The sequence below is a fragment of the Mycetocola sp. 2940 genome, assembly GCF_040548835.1.
GTDB lineage: Bacteria > Actinomycetota > Actinomycetes > Actinomycetales > Microbacteriaceae > Mycetocola_A.
In genome coordinates this window covers 354,638-371,562 of the sequence record NZ_JBEPSK010000001.1, presented here as the reverse complement: position 1 = coordinate 371,562, position 16,925 = coordinate 354,638, and the positions used below count along the sequence as shown (strand labels likewise).

The following is a 16,925-nucleotide window of genomic DNA, read 5'->3' as shown; positions in this document are numbered from 1 at the left end:
CCGGATCGGGCGGCGGTTTCGTCGTCTGCGGAGAGTTGTCGGGTGCGGAGAGTTGTCGGGTGCGGAGTCGTCACCAGCCGCTGCGTGTCGGCGTGTGTCCGTCCCGCGCATCCTCCGGCATGGACATTTCGGCGCGGAAACCGAGCAGCCGAATCGGCCGGTCCTTCTCCATCCTCGCGACGAGGTCAAAGGCTCGTGCCAGCACGACCTCACGGTCAGCGGTCTCCGGGATCTTCTTCGTGAAGATCTTGGTGATGAACGGCGCGTAACGCACCTTGAGGGTCACACCGACCACCGGCCGCGCCTCCGCTTCGACGTCCTCGAGCACACGGTCGACGAGCTCGCGCACTGCTGCTTCGATCTCGGCGGATGTCACGAGGTCCTGCTGGTAGGTCGTCTCCCGACTATGCCCGCGAGCCACCCACGGCGTGTCGTCGACCTCCCGGGCTCCTTCGCCTCGTGCGAGCTGGCGGTACCAGAGACCCATCTTCGGGCCGAACTCGTCGACGAGGGTCTCTGCATCGGCGCCGGCGAGGTCGGCGACGGTGCTGATGCCGTGGCCGGCGAGGCGGCGGGACACCTTGGATCCGACGCCCCACAGCTCGATGGCTGGTCGGGTTCCCATCACCTCCAGCCAGTTGGCGGCGGTCAGCCGAAAGACACCGCGGGGTTTGCCGAACCCGGTGGCGACTTTCGCCCGGACGAGTGTGTCGCCGATACCGACGCTGCAGTGCAGCCGGGTGCGGTCCAGTACCGCGCGCTGGATGTTCCTGGCGTAAGTCTCGGGGTCGTCACTGTCGATCCCGACGAATGCCTCGTCCCAGCCCAGGACCTGCACGGTGGCACCGGGCTGTTCCCGGAGGGTCGCCATCACCTCATGCGACGCCGCGGTGTACGTTTCGGCGTCCACCGGCAGAAGAACGGCATCCGGTGCCTTGCGGGCGGCGATCCGCAACGGCATCCCGGACCCCACCCCGAACGCGCGTGCCTCATACGAGGCAGTCGAGACGACGGCACGCTCGGTGGGGTCGCCACGCCCGCCCACGATCAGCGGCTTGCCCGCGAGTTCGGGATGCCGCAGCACCTCGACGGCGGCGATGAACTGGTCGAGGTCGACGTGCAGCACCCACGGAGAAGGCCCTGGTTTCACGCGACCAGTCTGGCTTCCGCCGTCCGATTTGCAAAGGTCAGATGCGTAGAAAAGGGTGACAGGGAACAGAAAACCGCCGCCCGAAAAATCGGGACGGCGGTTCTGTCACTTCCGGGCGAGGCCCGGCGAAATCAGCGAGGGTCGTTGAGGAGCCGGCTGGACTCGTCGTGCCAGCTGTGTGCGATGGCCGACAACTTCTCCTGATACTTCTTACCGTGGTGAGCGCAGAACAGCAGTTCTCCACTGTTCACCACCACCCGAATGTACGCCTGTGCTCCGCAGCTGTCGCAACGATCCGCAGCGGTCAGCTGTGGCTCAAGGGTGTCGACGCTACCGTTTCCGACCCGACCGGTACCGTGTTCTCCTGATGACATGAGCTCCTCCTGACCTTGGTGTTCGAGCATGTGCTGTCACCCAATGAAACCACGAGCGGCTGCATATCTACCCATCGTCCTCCCTATTTCGCTGTGCGCGTACCCCACAGGCTGGAAATCGTGTCACTTCCGAGGTCTCAGGAGGGGGTCGGTAGGCTTGAACATTGTGAGTTCCGACTATTCTGCCCGCCATCTCTCCGTTCTCGAAGGTCTGGAGGCGGTCCGCAAACGCCCGGGCATGTACATCGGCTCGACAGACTCCCGTGGTCTGATGCACTGCCTGTGGGAGATCATCGACAACTCGGTCGATGAGGCCCTCGGTGGGCACGGCGACCACATCAACGTCGTTCTCCACGAGGACGGCAGCGTCGAAGTACGCGACCGTGCCCGTGGCATCCCTGTCGACATCGAGCCGAAGACCGGGCTCAGCGGTGTCGAGGTCGTCTTCACCAAACTCCACGCGGGCGGAAAATTCGGGTCCGGATCGTATGCGGCATCCGGTGGCCTCCACGGCGTCGGGGCATCCGTCGTCAACGCTCTGAGCGAGCGGCTCGACGTCGAAGTCGACCGCGACGGCAAGACCTGGGCCATGTCGTTCCACCGCGGAGAACCCGGCATCTTCACCGACTCAGGCGAACCGAGCCCCGACGCCCCGTTCACTCCGTTCGAGTTCGGCAGTGAACTCCGGGTCGTCGGCAAGGTCAAGAAGGGGGTCACCGGGTCGCGCGTCCGATACTGGGCCGACCGGCAGATCTTCACCAAGGGCGCCGCCTTCCAGATGGACGACCTCGTCACGCGCGCCAGGCAGACCGCGTTCCTCATCCCCGGCCTCGGTCTCACCATCGAAGACAAACGCGCCGGCGAGACAACGGATGCCGACACCCACCTCTTCCAGTACGAGGGCGGCATTTCCGAATTCGTCGAGCACCTCGCCACCGACACGCCGGTCACCGACATCTGGCGGCTCACCGGTACGGGCACGTTCAAGGAAACCGTGCCTGTGCTCAGCGACAGCGGAGCCATGCTCGCCACCGAACTCGAGCGGACCTGCGAGGTCGACATCGCCCTGCGCTGGGGGACCGGCTACGACACCGTGGCGAAGAGCTTCGTCAACATCATTGCCACGCCGAAGGGCGGAACGCACCAGGTCGGCTTCGAGCAGGCGCTGCTCAAGTTCCTCCGGCAGCAGGTGGAGCAGAACGCGCGCCGGCTGAAAGTCGGGTCGGACAAGCTCGAGAAGGACGACGTGCTCGCCGGCCTCACCGCGGTTCTCACCGTGCGCCTCCCCGAGCCGCAGTTCGAAGGGCAGACGAAAGAAATCCTCGGCACACCCGCGGCGCGCAGCATCGTCGCGAGCGTCGTGGCATCCGCGTTGAAGGATCGGTTCGCATCGGCGAAACGCGACGACAAGTCGCAGACAGCGCTCGTGCTCGACAAGGTCGTGTCCGAGATGAAGTCCCGGATTTCCGCGCGCGCCCACAAGGAGACCCAGCGCCGCAAGAACGCGCTCGAGAGTTCGTCGCTGCCGGCGAAGCTCGTCGACTGCCGCAGCAACGACGTCGCCAACAGTGAACTGATGATCGTCGAGGGTGACTCGGCTCTCGGAACGGCGAAGAACGCCCGCGACAGTGAATTCCAGGCGCTGCTCCCGATCCGCGGCAAGATTCTCAACGTGCAGAAGGCATCCGTCTCCGACATGCTCTCCAACGCCGAGTGCGCCGCGATCATCCAGGTGATCGGCGCGGGCTCCGGCCGCAGCTTCGACATCTCGACGGCGCGTTACGGCAAAGTCATCATCATGAGCGACGCCGACGTCGACGGCGCCCACATCCGCACCCTGCTGCTCACCCTGTTCTTCCGCTACATGCGTCCGATGATCACCGAGGGGCGCGTGTTCGCCGCCGTGCCGCCGCTGCACCGGGTCGTCGTGATGAACAACGGGTCGAAAGCCAACGAGACGATCTACACGTACTCCGAACAGGAACTGCACGCGCTGCTCGCGAAGCTCAAGAAGACGAATAAGCGTTACAAGGAGCCGATTCAGCGGTACAAGGGACTCGGAGAGATGGATGCCGACCAGCTCGCGACCACGACGATGGACCGCAGGCACCGCACGCTCCGGCGGGTGCAGATGCACGACGCCGAGCAGGCCGCGCACGTCTTCGAGCTGCTCATGGGCAACGACGTTGCGCCGCGCAAGGAGTTCATCGTCGAAAGCTCCGACCGGCTGAACCGGGACCGCATCGACGCCTGACGGTTGTCGCCGGACGGGTTCAGTTGTCACTACTGCTGGTTTTGATGCCCGATGACCGGAATTCGCGCCAACTGAACGGACGCGGTTCGCGGCATCCGCGGTTCATTTGACGGTTATGCGGGTTTCGGCGCCCGAAAACCGGCGTTTGCGTCAACTGAACGGTCAGCTCTCCGCGCGCAGTGTTCATCCGTCCCATATGCCCGGTGCCGCGGCAAGAACCTTGCATTCGGGACCGACGAGCTCACCCACCTTCGCGGGAAGGGCATGGCCGCCGATCGCACCCGAACCCGGATCAGTCCGTGGTGATCTCGCTGCCGATCGAGCCGATCACGGAGTCGATGGCGGTTCCCGACCCGTCGCGCCTCGCGCCGGCATCCGGGAGTGTCCGCGCGGAACCGTCTGCCCCGACCGCGTGCGCGGGCGCGGGACCAGCCCAGGCCAGCGAGAGACCGTCTTCGCCTTTCAGGAACGCGTGCGACCGCACACCGGCTGTGGCGCGCCCCTTCGCCGGGAACTCGGAGAAGAAAGACACCTTGACCCGGCCGGGGTCTGTGCCCGGGATCGTCGCGGACGACACTGAAACCGTCGCCACGACGTTCTCGGCGTCGGGATCGACGGCGCCGAAGAAGATGATGTGCGCATCGGACGGCAGGTTCATTCCGGCGACACCGCCGGCGGCCCGGCCCTGGGGCCGGACGTTGGAGGCGGGGAAGTGCAGCAGCTGTGCACCCGAGCTGATGAAGACCAGTTCGGCGGTGTCGGGTGCCTGGGCCGCTCCGATCACTTCATCGGACGGTTTCAGTCCGACGAGTTCGAAGTCGGGCTTGTTCGGCCAGTCTCCGGGCGTGACCCGCTTCACGACTCCGAGCTTGGTGCCCAGGGCGATCGGGTCCGGGCTTTCGAGGGAGACGAAAGCGAGGATTTTCTCGGCCTTGTTCGGCAGGGCGAGGTAGTCGGCGATCCGCGCGCCGGCGGCCAGCTGCAGGGAGTTCGCGGGAACCACCGGCAGGTCGACGGCCGTGAACCTGATGAGGCGCCCAAGCGACGTGACCGCGCCGATCTCGGCGCGCGACGTCGTGTCGAGGAAGGACCGGACGGCGTCGTGCTTGCTGCGCCGGCGAGCTCGCGCCGGTGCCTGTACCTCTTCGGGGTCGACAGGATCGGCACGATCGACGCGGACAGCCCGACCGGTGGTGCTGAGGAACACCCGGCAGGGGGTGTCGGCGACCTCGAGTTGGGCGGCCTGTCGCTTGGACGCTGCCGTGGCGATGCTCGGGCGCGCCTCGGTGAGGAGGGTCCGGCGTGGCGTGCCGAAACGCTCGGCGACATCCGCCAGTTCGTCGCCGACCTGCTTGCGGATGAGCGCCGGACTGGCGAGGAGACGTTCGAGCTCCGCGATCTCGGCGAGGAGTTTGTCGCGCTCGGCCTCGAGCTCGATCCGCGAGAACCGGGTGAGCCGGCGCAGCCGCAGTTCCAGAATGTACTCGGCCTGGAGCACCGACAGGTCGAAGACATCGATGAGCCGGAGCCGGGCCTGGTCGGTGTCGTCGCTGGCCCGGATGACCTGGATCACCTCGTCGATGTCGAGGATGGCGATGAGCATGCCCTCCACGAGGTGCAGGCGTTCCTTGCGTCGGGCGAGGCGGAACGCCGAACGGCGGGTGACGACCTCGATCCGGTGGTCGACGTAGACCTGCAGCAGTTCCCGGAGTCCCAGCGTCTGCGGACCGCCGCCGACGAGGGCGACGTTGTTGATACTGAACCCGTCTTCGAGCGGCGTGAACCGGTAAAGCTGCTCGAGCACCGCCTGCGGGCTGAAACCCGTTTTGATGCCGATCACGAGCCGCAGCCCGTGCTTGCGGTCGGTGAGGTCCGTGACATCCGAGATGCCGCTGAGCTTCTTGCTGGTGACGCCGTCCTTGATCTTTTCGATCACGCGCTCAGGACCGACGAGGTAGGGGAGTTCGGTGACCACCAGGCCGCTCTTGCGGGCAGAAAGGCTTTCGATGCTCACTTTGGCGCGGGTCTTGAAACTGCCGCGACCGGTGGCGTAGGCGTCCTTGATGCCGTCGAGCCCGACGATCGTGCCCCCGGTGGGAAGGTCGGGGCCCGGGACGTATTCCATCAGCTCGTCGAGCGTGGCGTCGGGGTGGGACAGCAGGTATCGGGCAGCGCCGATGACCTCGATGAGGTTGTGCGGTGCCATGTTCGTCGCCATACCGACGGCGATGCCGCTGGCGCCGTTGACCAGCAGGTTGGGGAACGCAGCCGGAAGCACGTCGGGCTGCATCAGCTGGTTGTCGTAGTTCGGAACAAAGTCGACGACGTCCTCGTCGAGCCCCTCGGTCATGGCGAGGGCTGAGGCGTCGAGGCGGGCCTCGGTGTACCGGGCGGCAGCGGGGCCGTCGTCGAGCGAGCCGAAGTTCCCGTGCCCGTCGATCAGCGGAACCCGCAGAGTGAACGGCTGCGCGAGCCGTACGAGGGTGTCGTAGATGGCGGAGTCGCCGTGGGGGTGCAGTTTTCCCATCACCTCGCCGACCACGCGCGCCGACTTCACGTGGCCACGCTCGGGGCGGAGTCCCATCTCGCTCATCATGAAGAGGATGCGACGCTGCACCGGTTTCAGTCCGTCCCGGGCGTCGGGGAGTGCCCGGGAGTAAATCACCGAATAGGCGTACTCCAGGAACGACCCCTGCATCTCGACGGAAACATCGACGTCTTCGATGCGTTCGGTGAAGTCGTCGGCCGGCGGAGGAGTGTGTGTTCGGGACATCCGGGATTTCTGAGGGAAAGGGGCAGAGGTTCGGGCGATCGGCGGCCGCGTCGCGGTTATGCCAGAATTGCCCGGATGGCCACCATGCTACCCACCGAAAAACCCGGAGCCCGCAGCCTTGCCGAGGTTCTGCCGAATTCGGCACGATCCCTGGCCGGGGAATCGAACGATCTCGACCTGCCCCCGGTGCGTTCGGTGGTCGTTGTGGTGGTCGATGGTCTCGGCCGGTCCCAGCTGGCCGCCCGCGCCGGGCACGCCCGGTTCCTGGGGGCGCGCCCGCGTGAGGCGATCACCTCGGTCTTCCCGACGACCACCGCTGCAGCGCTCACCACGCTCACCACGGGCGTTGCGCCCGGGCAGCATGGCCTCGTCGGATATCGCACCCTGGATGCCGCGAACGACCGCCTCGTGAACCAGCTCACCGGCTGGGACGACGGGATGGTTCCCGAACAGTGGCAGCGGGAGGCGACCGTCTTCGAGCAGGCCGCGGCAGGCGGCATCCGCAGTTATGCGGTCGGACCGTCGAAGTTCCGGACGTCGGGGTTCACCCGTGCCGTGTTGCGCGGAGCCGACTATCGGGGTGCGAACTCGATCGCTGAGCGATTCACCGAAGCCAGGCGCATCGTGGCCACGGGGGAGCCGACGCTCACCTACCTGTACATCTCCGAGCTCGACAAGGCGTCACACCAGTACGGCTGGGAATCGCCGCAGTGGCTCAGCGTCCTCGAAGCTGTCGACGCCGAGCTGCAGTCTTTCCTGCGCTCGGTACCGGCGAAGGTGGGTGTGCTCGTCACCGCCGACCACGGATCCGTCGACGTGCCGCATCGTGCGCACGTGCTGTTCGACCAGGCACCCGAGCTGGTCGCGGGCGTCCGCCACGTCGGCGGCGAACCCCGCTGCCTTCACCTCTACCTGGAGCCGGGCGCGACGGATGCCGACCGGGTCGCCCTTGGGACGCTCTGGGAGCAGAGCGAGGGGGAGCGGGCGTGGGTCGCTACGCGGTCCGAGGCGGTCGCAGCCGGGCTGTTCGGTGACGTGCACCCGGATGTTCTGCCGCGGATCGGCGATGTGCTCGTCGCCGCCCGCAAGCGAGTCGTCTACTACGACTCACGCCCCGTCGACCAGTCGGCCCGGAATATGATCGGCCAGCACGGGTCGCTCACGGCCGAGGAGCGCATCGTGCCGCTCGTGCGCCTGGGGGCGTTCGAGCGCTGACCGCGGCCGGGCCCGTTGAGTTGCCAGAAATGGTTGTTCGAGCAATCGAGAGACCGCGAATTGTCGTCCGAGTCGCTCGGGAGCGACACAGTGTGGTGATTCGAGCCGGACGCCGCTGCAGTCTCGATTGCAGCAGCGGCAGGCTAGTCCTCGTCGGACTTCGCGCCGAAGACGATCTCGTCCCACGAGGGCATGGCCGCGCGGCCACGCTTAGCACGGGACGATGAGTTCGGCACGCTGGGCGCCGGCGCCGGCTCCGGCGGAGTCGGCACGTCGTTCGACGGCAGGCCGTCGATCTCGAGCGGAACGTCGACGAGGCGGGGCGTCGGGCGCGCAGGGCTTTCGTCGGACGGTCGATGGGCTGACTCGCGTTCACCGCGACGCTTCCTGAGCGCCTCGAGGAGGTCGGCCGTCTGATTCGACTGGGCGCCGGCATCCTCGGCGCGGTTGACGGCCGCAGCCGCTGCGGCCTTCGACGACGACTGCGGACGCGGGGCGATCTCGATATGCGGCGAAAAGTCTCCGCTGTCGTCTGCGTTGCGGAAGTTGAAGGCGCCGCTGTCGAAACGGCTCTCGTCGGGGTGGGCGTCCTCACGTTCGACCGCCCGGAGCCGGGGGATCAGTGCTGTCGGGAGTTCGCCCTGCTTGGAGAGGGTGACCGCTTCGCTGTTGAGCGGAGCGAGGCCCTGCCTCTTCGGCTCGAAGCTCCAGCGTGCGTCGTGGTCGACGTTCGACGCCGTGAACGACAGTTTCACCGTCCAGCCGCCGCCGGCTTCCTTCCAGCTGGTCCAGCGCTCATCGCTCGCACCGAGTGATTCAAGCCGTGCGCGAATCGCCGATCCGAACGTGGAGTCATCCTCGTCCATGCCCGGCTCGATGGCCGTGAGGACCTGGACGCTCAGTGCCGCGCCGACGATGTGCTCCCGTTCGGCGAGGACCGGGCCCTCGAACCGCTGGATGTAGTCCAGGTCGGCGCCGGTCAGCGTCGCCACTTCTTCGGCCGACAGGCCGCCACGGATGTGCGCCTGGACCTCCCGCGGGCTCAGCTTCGGGCCGTTCGACGGCTCCTGGCGGCTGCGGCGCACGTGCGACTGCAGCACGTCGTCGATGAGGAGACGGAACCGCTCCCCGCTTTCGGTGGCCGCGATGAGCGCGCCGTCCTCGACGCCAATGACTTTCAAGTCGTGCATGATCAACTGCCTTTCAGGCTGTGATTTGTTCCTCAAATGGTGCCACGGCTTGCGCGATTCTTTGGGAATACCGTGGGCGTGCCGTGGGTTCAGCTATCCGGAAACGTAAAGAGACCGTTGTCGGTTTGCTATTCACTTGGGAATCATGCAAACTATCGCCGCCGACAGCGATCGGATGACAACATAAGAAGTGGATGGACATGGCAACGGATTACGACGCCCCCCGCAAGACCGACGATGATTCTGAGTCGATCGAGGCCCTCAAGGAGCGCGTGCCAGACAAACTGTCAGGATCCGTCGACGCCGAGGACGCCGACAATCCCGGCGGTTTCGACCTTCCTGGAGCGGACCTCTCCGACCTCGACCTCGACGTCGTCGTGCTCCCGCCCCAGGCGGACGAATTCACCTGTGTGAGCTGCTTCCTGGTGAAGCACCGCTCACAGATCGACCACGAGTCAAAGCTCGGACCGATCTGCGCGGAGTGCGCAGCCTAACGATTTTCCTCAGCACCCGCTGGCCGTCGCGATCCCTCGATCGCGGCGGCCAGTTCTCGTGGTCGGCGCGTCGAGATCAGCCAGTAGGGCGTCGGATCGGCGGGGTCGTTCACCGGGACCTTGACCACCGGGTCGATCGAGCCACGGATCAGCAGCCAGGCCCGGGCGTCCAGCCGCTGCCCGCGTTCGAGCGACGCGTCCTGCCCGGTGAAGGACTGGGGCTCCCCGAGGAGGTCGAGCGCAACCCGCGCCCGGCCGGCCCGCAGCATCCGCTCGTCCACTTCGATGGTGGGGGCGCCGAGCACGAACAGCACGACGCAACCGCCGTAGAGGACGATCGCCGTCGCGATGCCCGCGGGCACCGAGATCGGGGCGAGCACCAGCATGCTCGCGGGCATCACAAGCGCTGTAGCGATCAGGAGCCAGGGCGCGGGCCACAAACGTTCGCGATATCGGGTCATCGGCTCTTCTCATTCAGACTTCTGCACTACCCTCGACACGTGATCGAAAGCGTTGACGTACTCATTATCGCCCCGGAGCTTCCGGTGTACTCGCACCCCGGCGACGCCGGCGCCGACCTGAAATCGACGGATGCCGTCACCCTGGCGCCCGGGGAACGTGCCGTCATCGGCACGGGAGTTTCGATCGCCCTGCCAGACGGCTACGTCGCGTTCGTCGTGCCGCGTTCCGGCCTCGCGGCCAAGCACGGCATCACCGTGGTGAACGCCCCCGGCACGGTCGACGCCGGTTACCGCGGCGAGATCAAGGTCACCCTCCTCAACACCGACCAGTCGACCCCGTACACGATCGCCCCGGGTGACCGGATCGCGCAGATGATCGTGCAGCCGGTCTCGCGCGCACGCTTCGTGCCGGTCGAGATCCTCCCGGGCAGCCTTCGCGGCGATGGAGGCTTCGGCTCCACCGGGTACAACACTTCAGGAACAGGACCCCAGGAATGATCAGGAAGAACAAGCAGAAAGACATCGAAACGACCGGGACGGATGCTGACACCTCCGTCGACGACGCAACAGTCGACGAGACAGAACTCGAGACCCTCGACGCGGATGCCGAGGATGTTGGCACCGACCTGTCGAAGTCGGCGCCGCTCGACCGCGACACCGAAGGACCGCTCGACGAGGCCGAAGCCAACTCTGTGCGTCCGTACATCGACCTCGGCGGAGTGAAGATTCTTCCCAGGGAGGGCCTGAACCTTCGCCTCGAGGTGGAGGAGAGCACCAAACGCATCGTCGCCGTGGGCCTCGACTACGCCGGCTCGACCCTTCAGGTTCAGCCGTTCGCGGCGCCGAGGAGCACCGGGCTGTGGAACGAGACCCGGCTCCAGATCCAGGAGCAGATCGCCAAGCAGGGCGGAACCGCCACCGAGCGCGAAGGCGTCTTCGGACCCGAGCTCGTCGCCGAAGTCCCCGTCGTGCAGGGCTCGAACGGCGCTGCGGGCATGCGCATCGCCCGATTCGTCGGGGTTGACGGACCGCGGTGGTTCCTCCGCGGCGTCATCGCCGGCGAAGGAGCAACCGACCCGGATGCCGCCGCGAAGATCGAAGACCTCTTCCGCAGCATCGTCGTGGTGCGTGGTTCGGCGCCGATGCCGCCGCGCGACCTGATTCCGCTGAAGATGCCTGCGTCGGCGACGCCCACCGCCTGAGGGCGATCATGACCAGCAACCCTCCAGAGGATCGCAAGGGCGAACCGGACACCGCCGAGGCGATCGCTGCAGCCCTCGGAAGCGCCGCCGCCAAGTCCGGCCTCGGCGCTCTCGCGGAGGCGGACAAGCCCAACGGCAAGGTTCTGCTCGAGGCCATGGGCGGCATCCGCGGAATCGTCGAGGCGATCCTCCCCGGTCTCCTGTTCCTCCTTGTCTACACGGCAAGCAAGAACCTTCCGCTGGCGCTCGGCATCTCGGTCGGCGTGGCAGCGATCTTCACGGCGTTGCGCCTCGTCCAGGGCACTCCGGTCTCTTCGGCCCTCGGCGGACTCATTGCTGCGGGCGCCTCCGCGGCGCTCGCGCTGATGACCAACCGGCCTGAAGACAACTTCGTTCTCGGCTTCGTCACCAATGGCGTGTATGCCACCGCCCTCCTGATCTCGGTCGCGGTTCGCTGGCCGATCATCGGACTGGTCGCCGGCTACCTGATGGGCGAGGGGACCGCGTGGCGGCAGGTCGCCGTCAAACGACGCGTCTTCGCCGTACTCACCCTCTGCTGGGCGGGGATGTTCCTTCTCCGGCTCGCCGTGCAGCTCCCGCTGTACGTCGCCGGCAACGTCGAATGGCTGGCCGCGACCAAACTGATCATGGGCATCCCTCTCTATGCGCCGCTTTTGATTCTGACCTGGCTGGTCGTCCGCGCGGTGTACCGCAAATATCCGGCCGCCGCCTGATAGAGTTATCTCGACATCAAGATAAATCTGGTCGATGGCCGGGTCGGATGCCACGCTGCTGGTTAGGTTCGCCTTGCTAGCCATGCGCGGGGTCGGGAAACCACTATTGACCTATGGCAGGCGTGTCAGTGCCTGTGCCAACGAAGGAGAAGGCCAGTGTCTACCGTAAATAGCTTTGGGGCAAAAAACACACTCTCGGTCGGGGGCACCGACTACGAGATCTTCCGGCTTGACGCCGTCGAGGGATCGGAGAAGCTCCCATTCAGTCTCAAGGTTCTCCTCGAGAATCTCCTGCGCACCGAGGACGGCAAGAACGTCACCGCTGAGCAGATCACGAGCCTCGGCGGATGGGTCCCCACCGCGGAGCCCGACACCGAGATCCAGTTCACCCCGGCCCGCGTCGTGATGCAGGACTTCACCGGAGTCCCCTGCATCGTCGACCTCGCCACGATGCGAGAAGCGGTCGCCGAGCTCGGGGGAGACCCGACGAAGATCAACCCTCTCGCGCCTGCTGAACTCGTCATCGACCACTCGGTCATCGCTGACCTGTTCGGCACGGAGGACGCCCTCGAGCGCAACGTCGAGATCGAGTACGAGCGCAACGGCGAGCGGTACCAGTTCCTCCGCTGGGGCCAGACCGCATTCGAAGATTTCAAGGTCGTCCCGCCGGGCACCGGTATCGTGCACCAGGTCAACATCGAGTACCTGGCCCGGGTCACCTACACCCGCACAGTGGGCGGCGCTCTCCAGGCGTACCCGGACACCCTCGTGGGCACCGACTCCCACACCACGATGGTCAATGGACTCGGCGTGCTGGGCTGGGGCGTCGGTGGCATCGAAGCCGAGGCGGCCATGCTCGGCCAGCCCGTCTCCATGCTCATCCCCAAGGTCGTCGGCTTCAAGCTCAGCGGTTCAATCCCGACCGGCGTCACCGCGACCGACGTCGTCCTCACCATCACACAGAAGCTGCGCCAGCACGGCGTCGTCGGCAAGTTCGTCGAGTTCTACGGTGAAGGCGTCGCCGAGGTTCCCCTCGCCAACCGCGCGACCATCGGCAACATGAGCCCGGAGTTCGGCTCGACCGCCGCCATGTTCCCCATCGATGACGTCACCCTCGGCTACCTGCGTCTCACCGGCCGCAGCGAGGAGCAGGTCACCCTCGTCGAGGAATACTCGAAGATCCAGGGCCTCTGGCACGACCCCGCCGTCGAGCCTGTCTTCAGCGAGTACCTCGAACTCGACCTGTCGACCGTTGTCCCGTCGATCGCCGGCCCGAAGCGCCCGCAGGACCGCATCGAGCTCAGCCGCTCGAAGGACCAGTTCGAGATCGACCTCAACAACTACGCCGACATCGATCACGATCTCGTCGACCTCGAGATCGCGGAGTCCTTCCCGGCATCCGACCCTCCCGGAAACACGCCCGAGAACGAGAAGAGCACGCACGCCCATCACCACCGCAGCCACGCGCCATCCACGGCGTCGAAGCCCAGCCCGGTGACGCTGGAAGACGGCTCGTCGTTCACGCTCGACCACGGCGCCGTCACCATCGCCGCGATCACCTCGTGCACGAACACCTCGAACCCGTCGGTCATGCTCGCCGCAGGCCTTCTCGCCCGCAACGCCGCGAAGAAGGGCCTCACGTCGAAGCCGTGGGTCAAGACCACGCTCGCTCCCGGGTCGAAGGTCGTCACCGACTACTACGCCAAGGCAGGGCTCACCGACGACCTCGAGAAGCTCGGCTTCTACACGGTCGGCTACGGCTGCACGACCTGTATCGGCAACTCGGGCCCCCTCCTCGAAGAGGTCTCCGCGGCCATCAACGAGAACGACCTGGCCGTCACCGCCGTTCTGTCGGGTAACCGCAACTTCGAAGGCCGGATCAACCCGGACGTGAAGATGAACTACCTGGCGAGCCCGCCTCTCGTCATCGCCTACGCACTCGCCGGGTCGATGAACTTCGACTTCGAGACGGATGCCCTCGGCAAGGACCACGACGGCAACGACGTCTTCCTCAAGGACATCTGGCCCGACGCCGCCGAAGTGCAGCACACCATCGACACCTCGATCGACACCGAGATGTTCTCGCACGAGTATGCCTCGGTCTTCGAGGGTGACGAGCGCTGGCGTTCGCTGCCCACCCCGGCCGGCAACACCTTCGAGTGGGATCCCGAGTCGACCTACGTGCGGAAGCCCCCGTACTTCGAAGGTATGACCATGGAGACCACCCCGGTGGCCAACATCACCGGGGCCCGGGTCCTCGCGAAGCTCGGCGACTCGGTCACCACCGACCACATCAGCCCCGCCGGTTCGATCAAGGCTGACAGCCCGGCCGGTCACTACCTGACCGACCACGGCATCGACCGCAAGGACTTCAACTCCTACGGCTCGCGCCGTGGAAACCACGAAGTGATGATCCGCGGAACCTTCGCGAACATCCGCCTGAAGAACCAGCTGCTCGACGGAGTCGAGGGTGGTTACACCCGTGACTTCACCCAGCCGGATGCTCCGCAGTCGTTCATCTACGACGCCTCGCAGAACTACCAGGCAGCGGGCACGCCACTCGTCATCCTCGGCGGCAAGGAGTACGGCTCGGGGTCATCCCGTGACTGGGCTGCCAAGGGAACAAGCCTGCTCGGGGTCAAAGCGGTCATCACCGAGAGCTTCGAGCGGATCCACCGCTCCAACCTCATCGGCATGGGCGTCGTTCCGCTGCAGTTCCCTGCTGGGCAGAGCTGGGAGTCCCTCGGCCTTGACGGTACCGAGTCGGTCAGCATCACCGGGCTGGACGAGCTCAACACCGGCACCACACCGAAGACGGTGCACGTCGTGGCCGAACCGACCGAGCACTCGCCGGCCGGCAAGCAGACCGTCGAGTTCGACGCGGTCGTCCGGATCGACACCCCGGGTGAGGCCGACTACTACCGCAACGGCGGCATCCTGCAGTACGTCCTGCGCAGCCTCGTCTAAGCACGCCTAGCACGAACGCACCCCTCCGCGATTCCACCAGGAATCGCGGAGGGGTGCCGCGTAGAGTAGGGGAGTCGGTGTCGACCGGCAGCACCACAGAACCAAGGGAGTTGAAAGCGATGGGTCTTCTTGAGACGATCAGGGGTCCCCGTGACCTCGACGCCCTCTCAAGAGAACAGCTGACCCAGCTAGCCGCTGAGATCCGCACGTTCCTGGTCAGCGAGGTGTCCCGGACCGGAGGGCACCTGGGGCCGAACCTCGGCGTGATCGAACTCACCCTTGCCATCCACCGGGTGTTCGATTCACCGAAGGACGCCATCGTCTTCGACACCGGACACCAGTCCTACGTGCACAAGATGCTCACCGGCCGCCAGGACTTCGCCCGGCTGCGCGAACGCGGCGGACTCGCCGGGTACCCCCAGCGCAGCGAATCACCCCATGACATCGTCGAAAGCTCCCACGCGTCCAGCTCGCTGAGCTGGGCCGACGGCATCTCCCGCGCATTCGAGATGACCGGCCAGGACGACCGGCACGTCGTCGCCGTGGTCGGCGACGGCGCGCTGACCGGAGGCATGACCTGGGAAGCCCTCAACAACATCAGTGACGACAACACCCGCAAACTCATCATCGTCGTCAACGACAACGGCCGCTCGTATGCGCCGACAATCGGCGGCATGGCCCGGTTCCTCAACACGGTACGGACGAGGCGCACCTACCGCGATCTCTACCTGACGAGCCAGAAGGCGTTCGACAAGCTCGGGTCTCCTGGTCGCGCCGTCTACCGCGGCGTCCGTGGCGGCATGCACGGGTTCCTCGCCAGGTTCAGCAACAACGAGGCGCTCTACTCCAACCTCGACATCAAATACCTCGGGCCCGTCGACGGTCACGACGAACAGGCGATGGAAGAAGCGCTCAGCCAGGCGAAGAACTACGGGGCTCCGGTCATCGTGCATGCGATCACCCAGAAGGGCAAGGGATACGCTCCCGCCGTCGACGACGAAGCCGACCAGTTCCATGCTGTCGGCAAGATCGACCCGGCAACGGGGGAGCCGATCTCGACGAGCACAACGCCGTCCTGGACCGGCGTGTTCAGCGACAAGCTGGTCCGGCTCGCCGAAGAGAATCCGCGCATCGTCGGTATCACCGCCGCCATGCTCCGGCCGACAGGCCTGCATAAGCTGGCCGAACGATTCCCCGATCGTGTCCATGACGTCGGCATCGCCGAGCAGCACGCCGCGACCTCCGCCGCCGGCCTCGCCTTCGGCGGGCTGCACCCGGTGGTCGCCATCTACGCGACGTTCATCAATCGGGCCTTCGACCAGATTCTCATGGACATCGCCCTGCACAAGGCCGGAGTGACGTTCGTGCTCGACCGCGCCGGCGTCACCGGCCCCGACGGCCCGTCTCACCACGGGATCTGGGACCTCTCCATCCTCCAGGTCGTTCCCGGCATCCACCTCGCCGCCCCACGCGACGGCGCGCGGCTCGAAGAGGAGCTCGCCGAAGCGGTCGCCATCGACGACGCACCGTCCGTGATCCGGTTCCCGAAAGGCAACGTGAGCGTGGACATCCCCGCCGTGCGGCGCACCGCGGATGGCGTCGACGTTCTCCGCGAAGAGGGCAGCCGCGACGTGCTGATCGTCGCCGTCGGCCCGATGGCACGACTCGGTCTCGACGTCGCCGACCGCCTCGCCACCGCCGGCGTCGGCGTCACCGTGCTCGATCCCCGCTGGGTGGTGCCCGTCGCCCCCAGCATCGTCGAACTCGCCGGCAGTCACCGCCTCGTCATCACCATCGAAGACGGGCTCCGAGTTGGTGGGATCGGCACACGCATCCGCCAGGAGTTGCGCAAAGCCGGCGTAGACACCGGTGTCGACGAACTCGGCCTGCCCGACGAGTTTCTGCAGCACGCGACACGCGAGCAGATCCTCGAGGATGCCGGTCTCACCGTCGAGCGAATCACCGCCGATATCCTCGCGCAGGTCTCCGGGCACCGCATCCCGGTCGCCCGACCGGCGGAGTCCACCGTCGAACGCGCCCAGCGAGGTTGAGCGGCGCCCTCACACCCGGCAGCGCACCGTCGCCGTTCTTCCCCCGCGCAAGGAGTTCCG

Annotated in this window: 13 protein-coding genes; 8 read left to right on the top strand and 5 right to left on the bottom strand. The window is 66.2% G+C overall.

The window, feature by feature from the left end; genetic code table 11:
* Nucleotides 1–70: 70 nt before the first annotated feature.
* Complete coding sequence (locus tag ABIE24_RS01760) at nucleotides 71–1,150, bottom strand: DNA polymerase IV (RefSeq protein WP_502916221.1); 1,080 nt, start codon at nucleotides 1,148–1,150, stop codon at nucleotides 71–73.
* 131 nt (nucleotides 1,151–1,281) lie between these two features.
* On the bottom strand, nucleotides 1,282–1,524 hold the full coding sequence (locus tag ABIE24_RS01755; protein ID WP_354496193.1) for a DUF7455 domain-containing protein: 243 nt from the start codon (nucleotides 1,522–1,524) through the stop codon (nucleotides 1,282–1,284).
* Nucleotides 1,525–1,687: 163 nt separating this feature from the next.
* Between ABIE24_RS01755 and ABIE24_RS01750 the strand changes: the two genes are divergently transcribed.
* A complete protein-coding gene (locus tag ABIE24_RS01750) occupies nucleotides 1,688–3,778 on the top strand; it encodes a DNA gyrase/topoisomerase IV subunit B (RefSeq protein WP_354496432.1) in 2,091 nt (696 codons plus the stop codon).
* A gap of 292 nt (nucleotides 3,779–4,070) precedes the next feature.
* On the opposite strand, the gene ABIE24_RS01745 is transcribed toward ABIE24_RS01750, so the two are convergent.
* Nucleotides 4,071–6,551 carry a DNA gyrase/topoisomerase IV subunit A gene (locus ABIE24_RS01745; RefSeq protein WP_354496191.1) on the bottom strand — a complete coding sequence of 827 codons (2,481 nt, stop codon included), beginning with the start codon at nucleotides 6,549–6,551 and terminating at the stop codon, nucleotides 4,071–4,073.
* A 75-nt stretch (nucleotides 6,552–6,626) separates the two neighbouring features.
* On the opposite strand from ABIE24_RS01745, the gene ABIE24_RS01740 reads away from it, so the two are divergent.
* Nucleotides 6,627–7,766, top strand: a complete 1,140-nt coding sequence (locus ABIE24_RS01740) for an alkaline phosphatase family protein (RefSeq protein ID WP_354496189.1) — start codon at nucleotides 6,627–6,629, stop codon at nucleotides 7,764–7,766.
* Between the two features lie 143 nt (nucleotides 7,767–7,909).
* Here the strand turns inward: ABIE24_RS01740 and sepH are convergent, their stop codons facing one another.
* Nucleotides 7,910–8,956, bottom strand: a complete 1,047-nt coding sequence (sepH, locus tag ABIE24_RS01735) for a septation protein SepH (protein ID WP_354496187.1) — start codon at nucleotides 8,954–8,956, stop codon at nucleotides 7,910–7,912.
* A 200-nt stretch (nucleotides 8,957–9,156) separates the two neighbouring features.
* Between sepH and ABIE24_RS01730 the strand changes: the two genes are divergently transcribed.
* On the top strand, nucleotides 9,157–9,450 hold the full coding sequence (locus ABIE24_RS01730; RefSeq protein ID WP_354496185.1) for a DUF4193 domain-containing protein: 294 nt from the start codon (nucleotides 9,157–9,159) through the stop codon (nucleotides 9,448–9,450).
* On the opposite strand, the gene ABIE24_RS01725 is transcribed toward ABIE24_RS01730, so the two are convergent.
* Entirely contained in the window at nucleotides 9,447–9,911 is a 465-nt protein-coding gene (locus ABIE24_RS01725; RefSeq protein WP_354496183.1) for a DUF3093 domain-containing protein, read from the bottom strand. The genes ABIE24_RS01730 and ABIE24_RS01725 overlap by 4 nt on opposite strands.
* Before the next feature lie 39 nt (nucleotides 9,912–9,950).
* Here ABIE24_RS01725 and dut point away from each other — a divergent pair, with 39 nt between their 5' ends.
* From dut to dxs, 5 genes are all read left to right on the top strand, one after another.
* Nucleotides 9,951–10,409: a dUTP diphosphatase gene (gene dut, locus ABIE24_RS01720; protein WP_354496181.1), complete on the top strand. Its 459-nt coding sequence runs from the start codon at nucleotides 9,951–9,953 to the stop codon at nucleotides 10,407–10,409.
* Nucleotides 10,406–11,113, top strand: a complete 708-nt coding sequence (locus ABIE24_RS01715) for a DUF3710 domain-containing protein (RefSeq protein WP_354496180.1) — start codon at nucleotides 10,406–10,408, stop codon at nucleotides 11,111–11,113. The genes dut and ABIE24_RS01715 overlap by 4 nt, the downstream gene beginning before the upstream one ends.
* An 8-nt stretch (nucleotides 11,114–11,121) precedes the next feature.
* Entirely contained in the window at nucleotides 11,122–11,847 is a 726-nt protein-coding gene (locus ABIE24_RS01710) for a DUF3159 domain-containing protein (RefSeq protein WP_354496178.1), read from the top strand.
* A gap of 156 nt (nucleotides 11,848–12,003) precedes the next feature.
* A complete protein-coding gene (gene acnA / locus ABIE24_RS01705; RefSeq protein WP_354496176.1) occupies nucleotides 12,004–14,814 on the top strand; it encodes an aconitate hydratase AcnA in 2,811 nt (936 codons plus the stop codon).
* 119 nt (nucleotides 14,815–14,933) lie between these two features.
* On the top strand, nucleotides 14,934–16,865 hold the full coding sequence (dxs, locus tag ABIE24_RS01700; RefSeq protein WP_354496174.1) for a 1-deoxy-D-xylulose-5-phosphate synthase: 1,932 nt from the start codon (nucleotides 14,934–14,936) through the stop codon (nucleotides 16,863–16,865).
* Nucleotides 16,866–16,925: the final 60 nt, after the last annotated feature.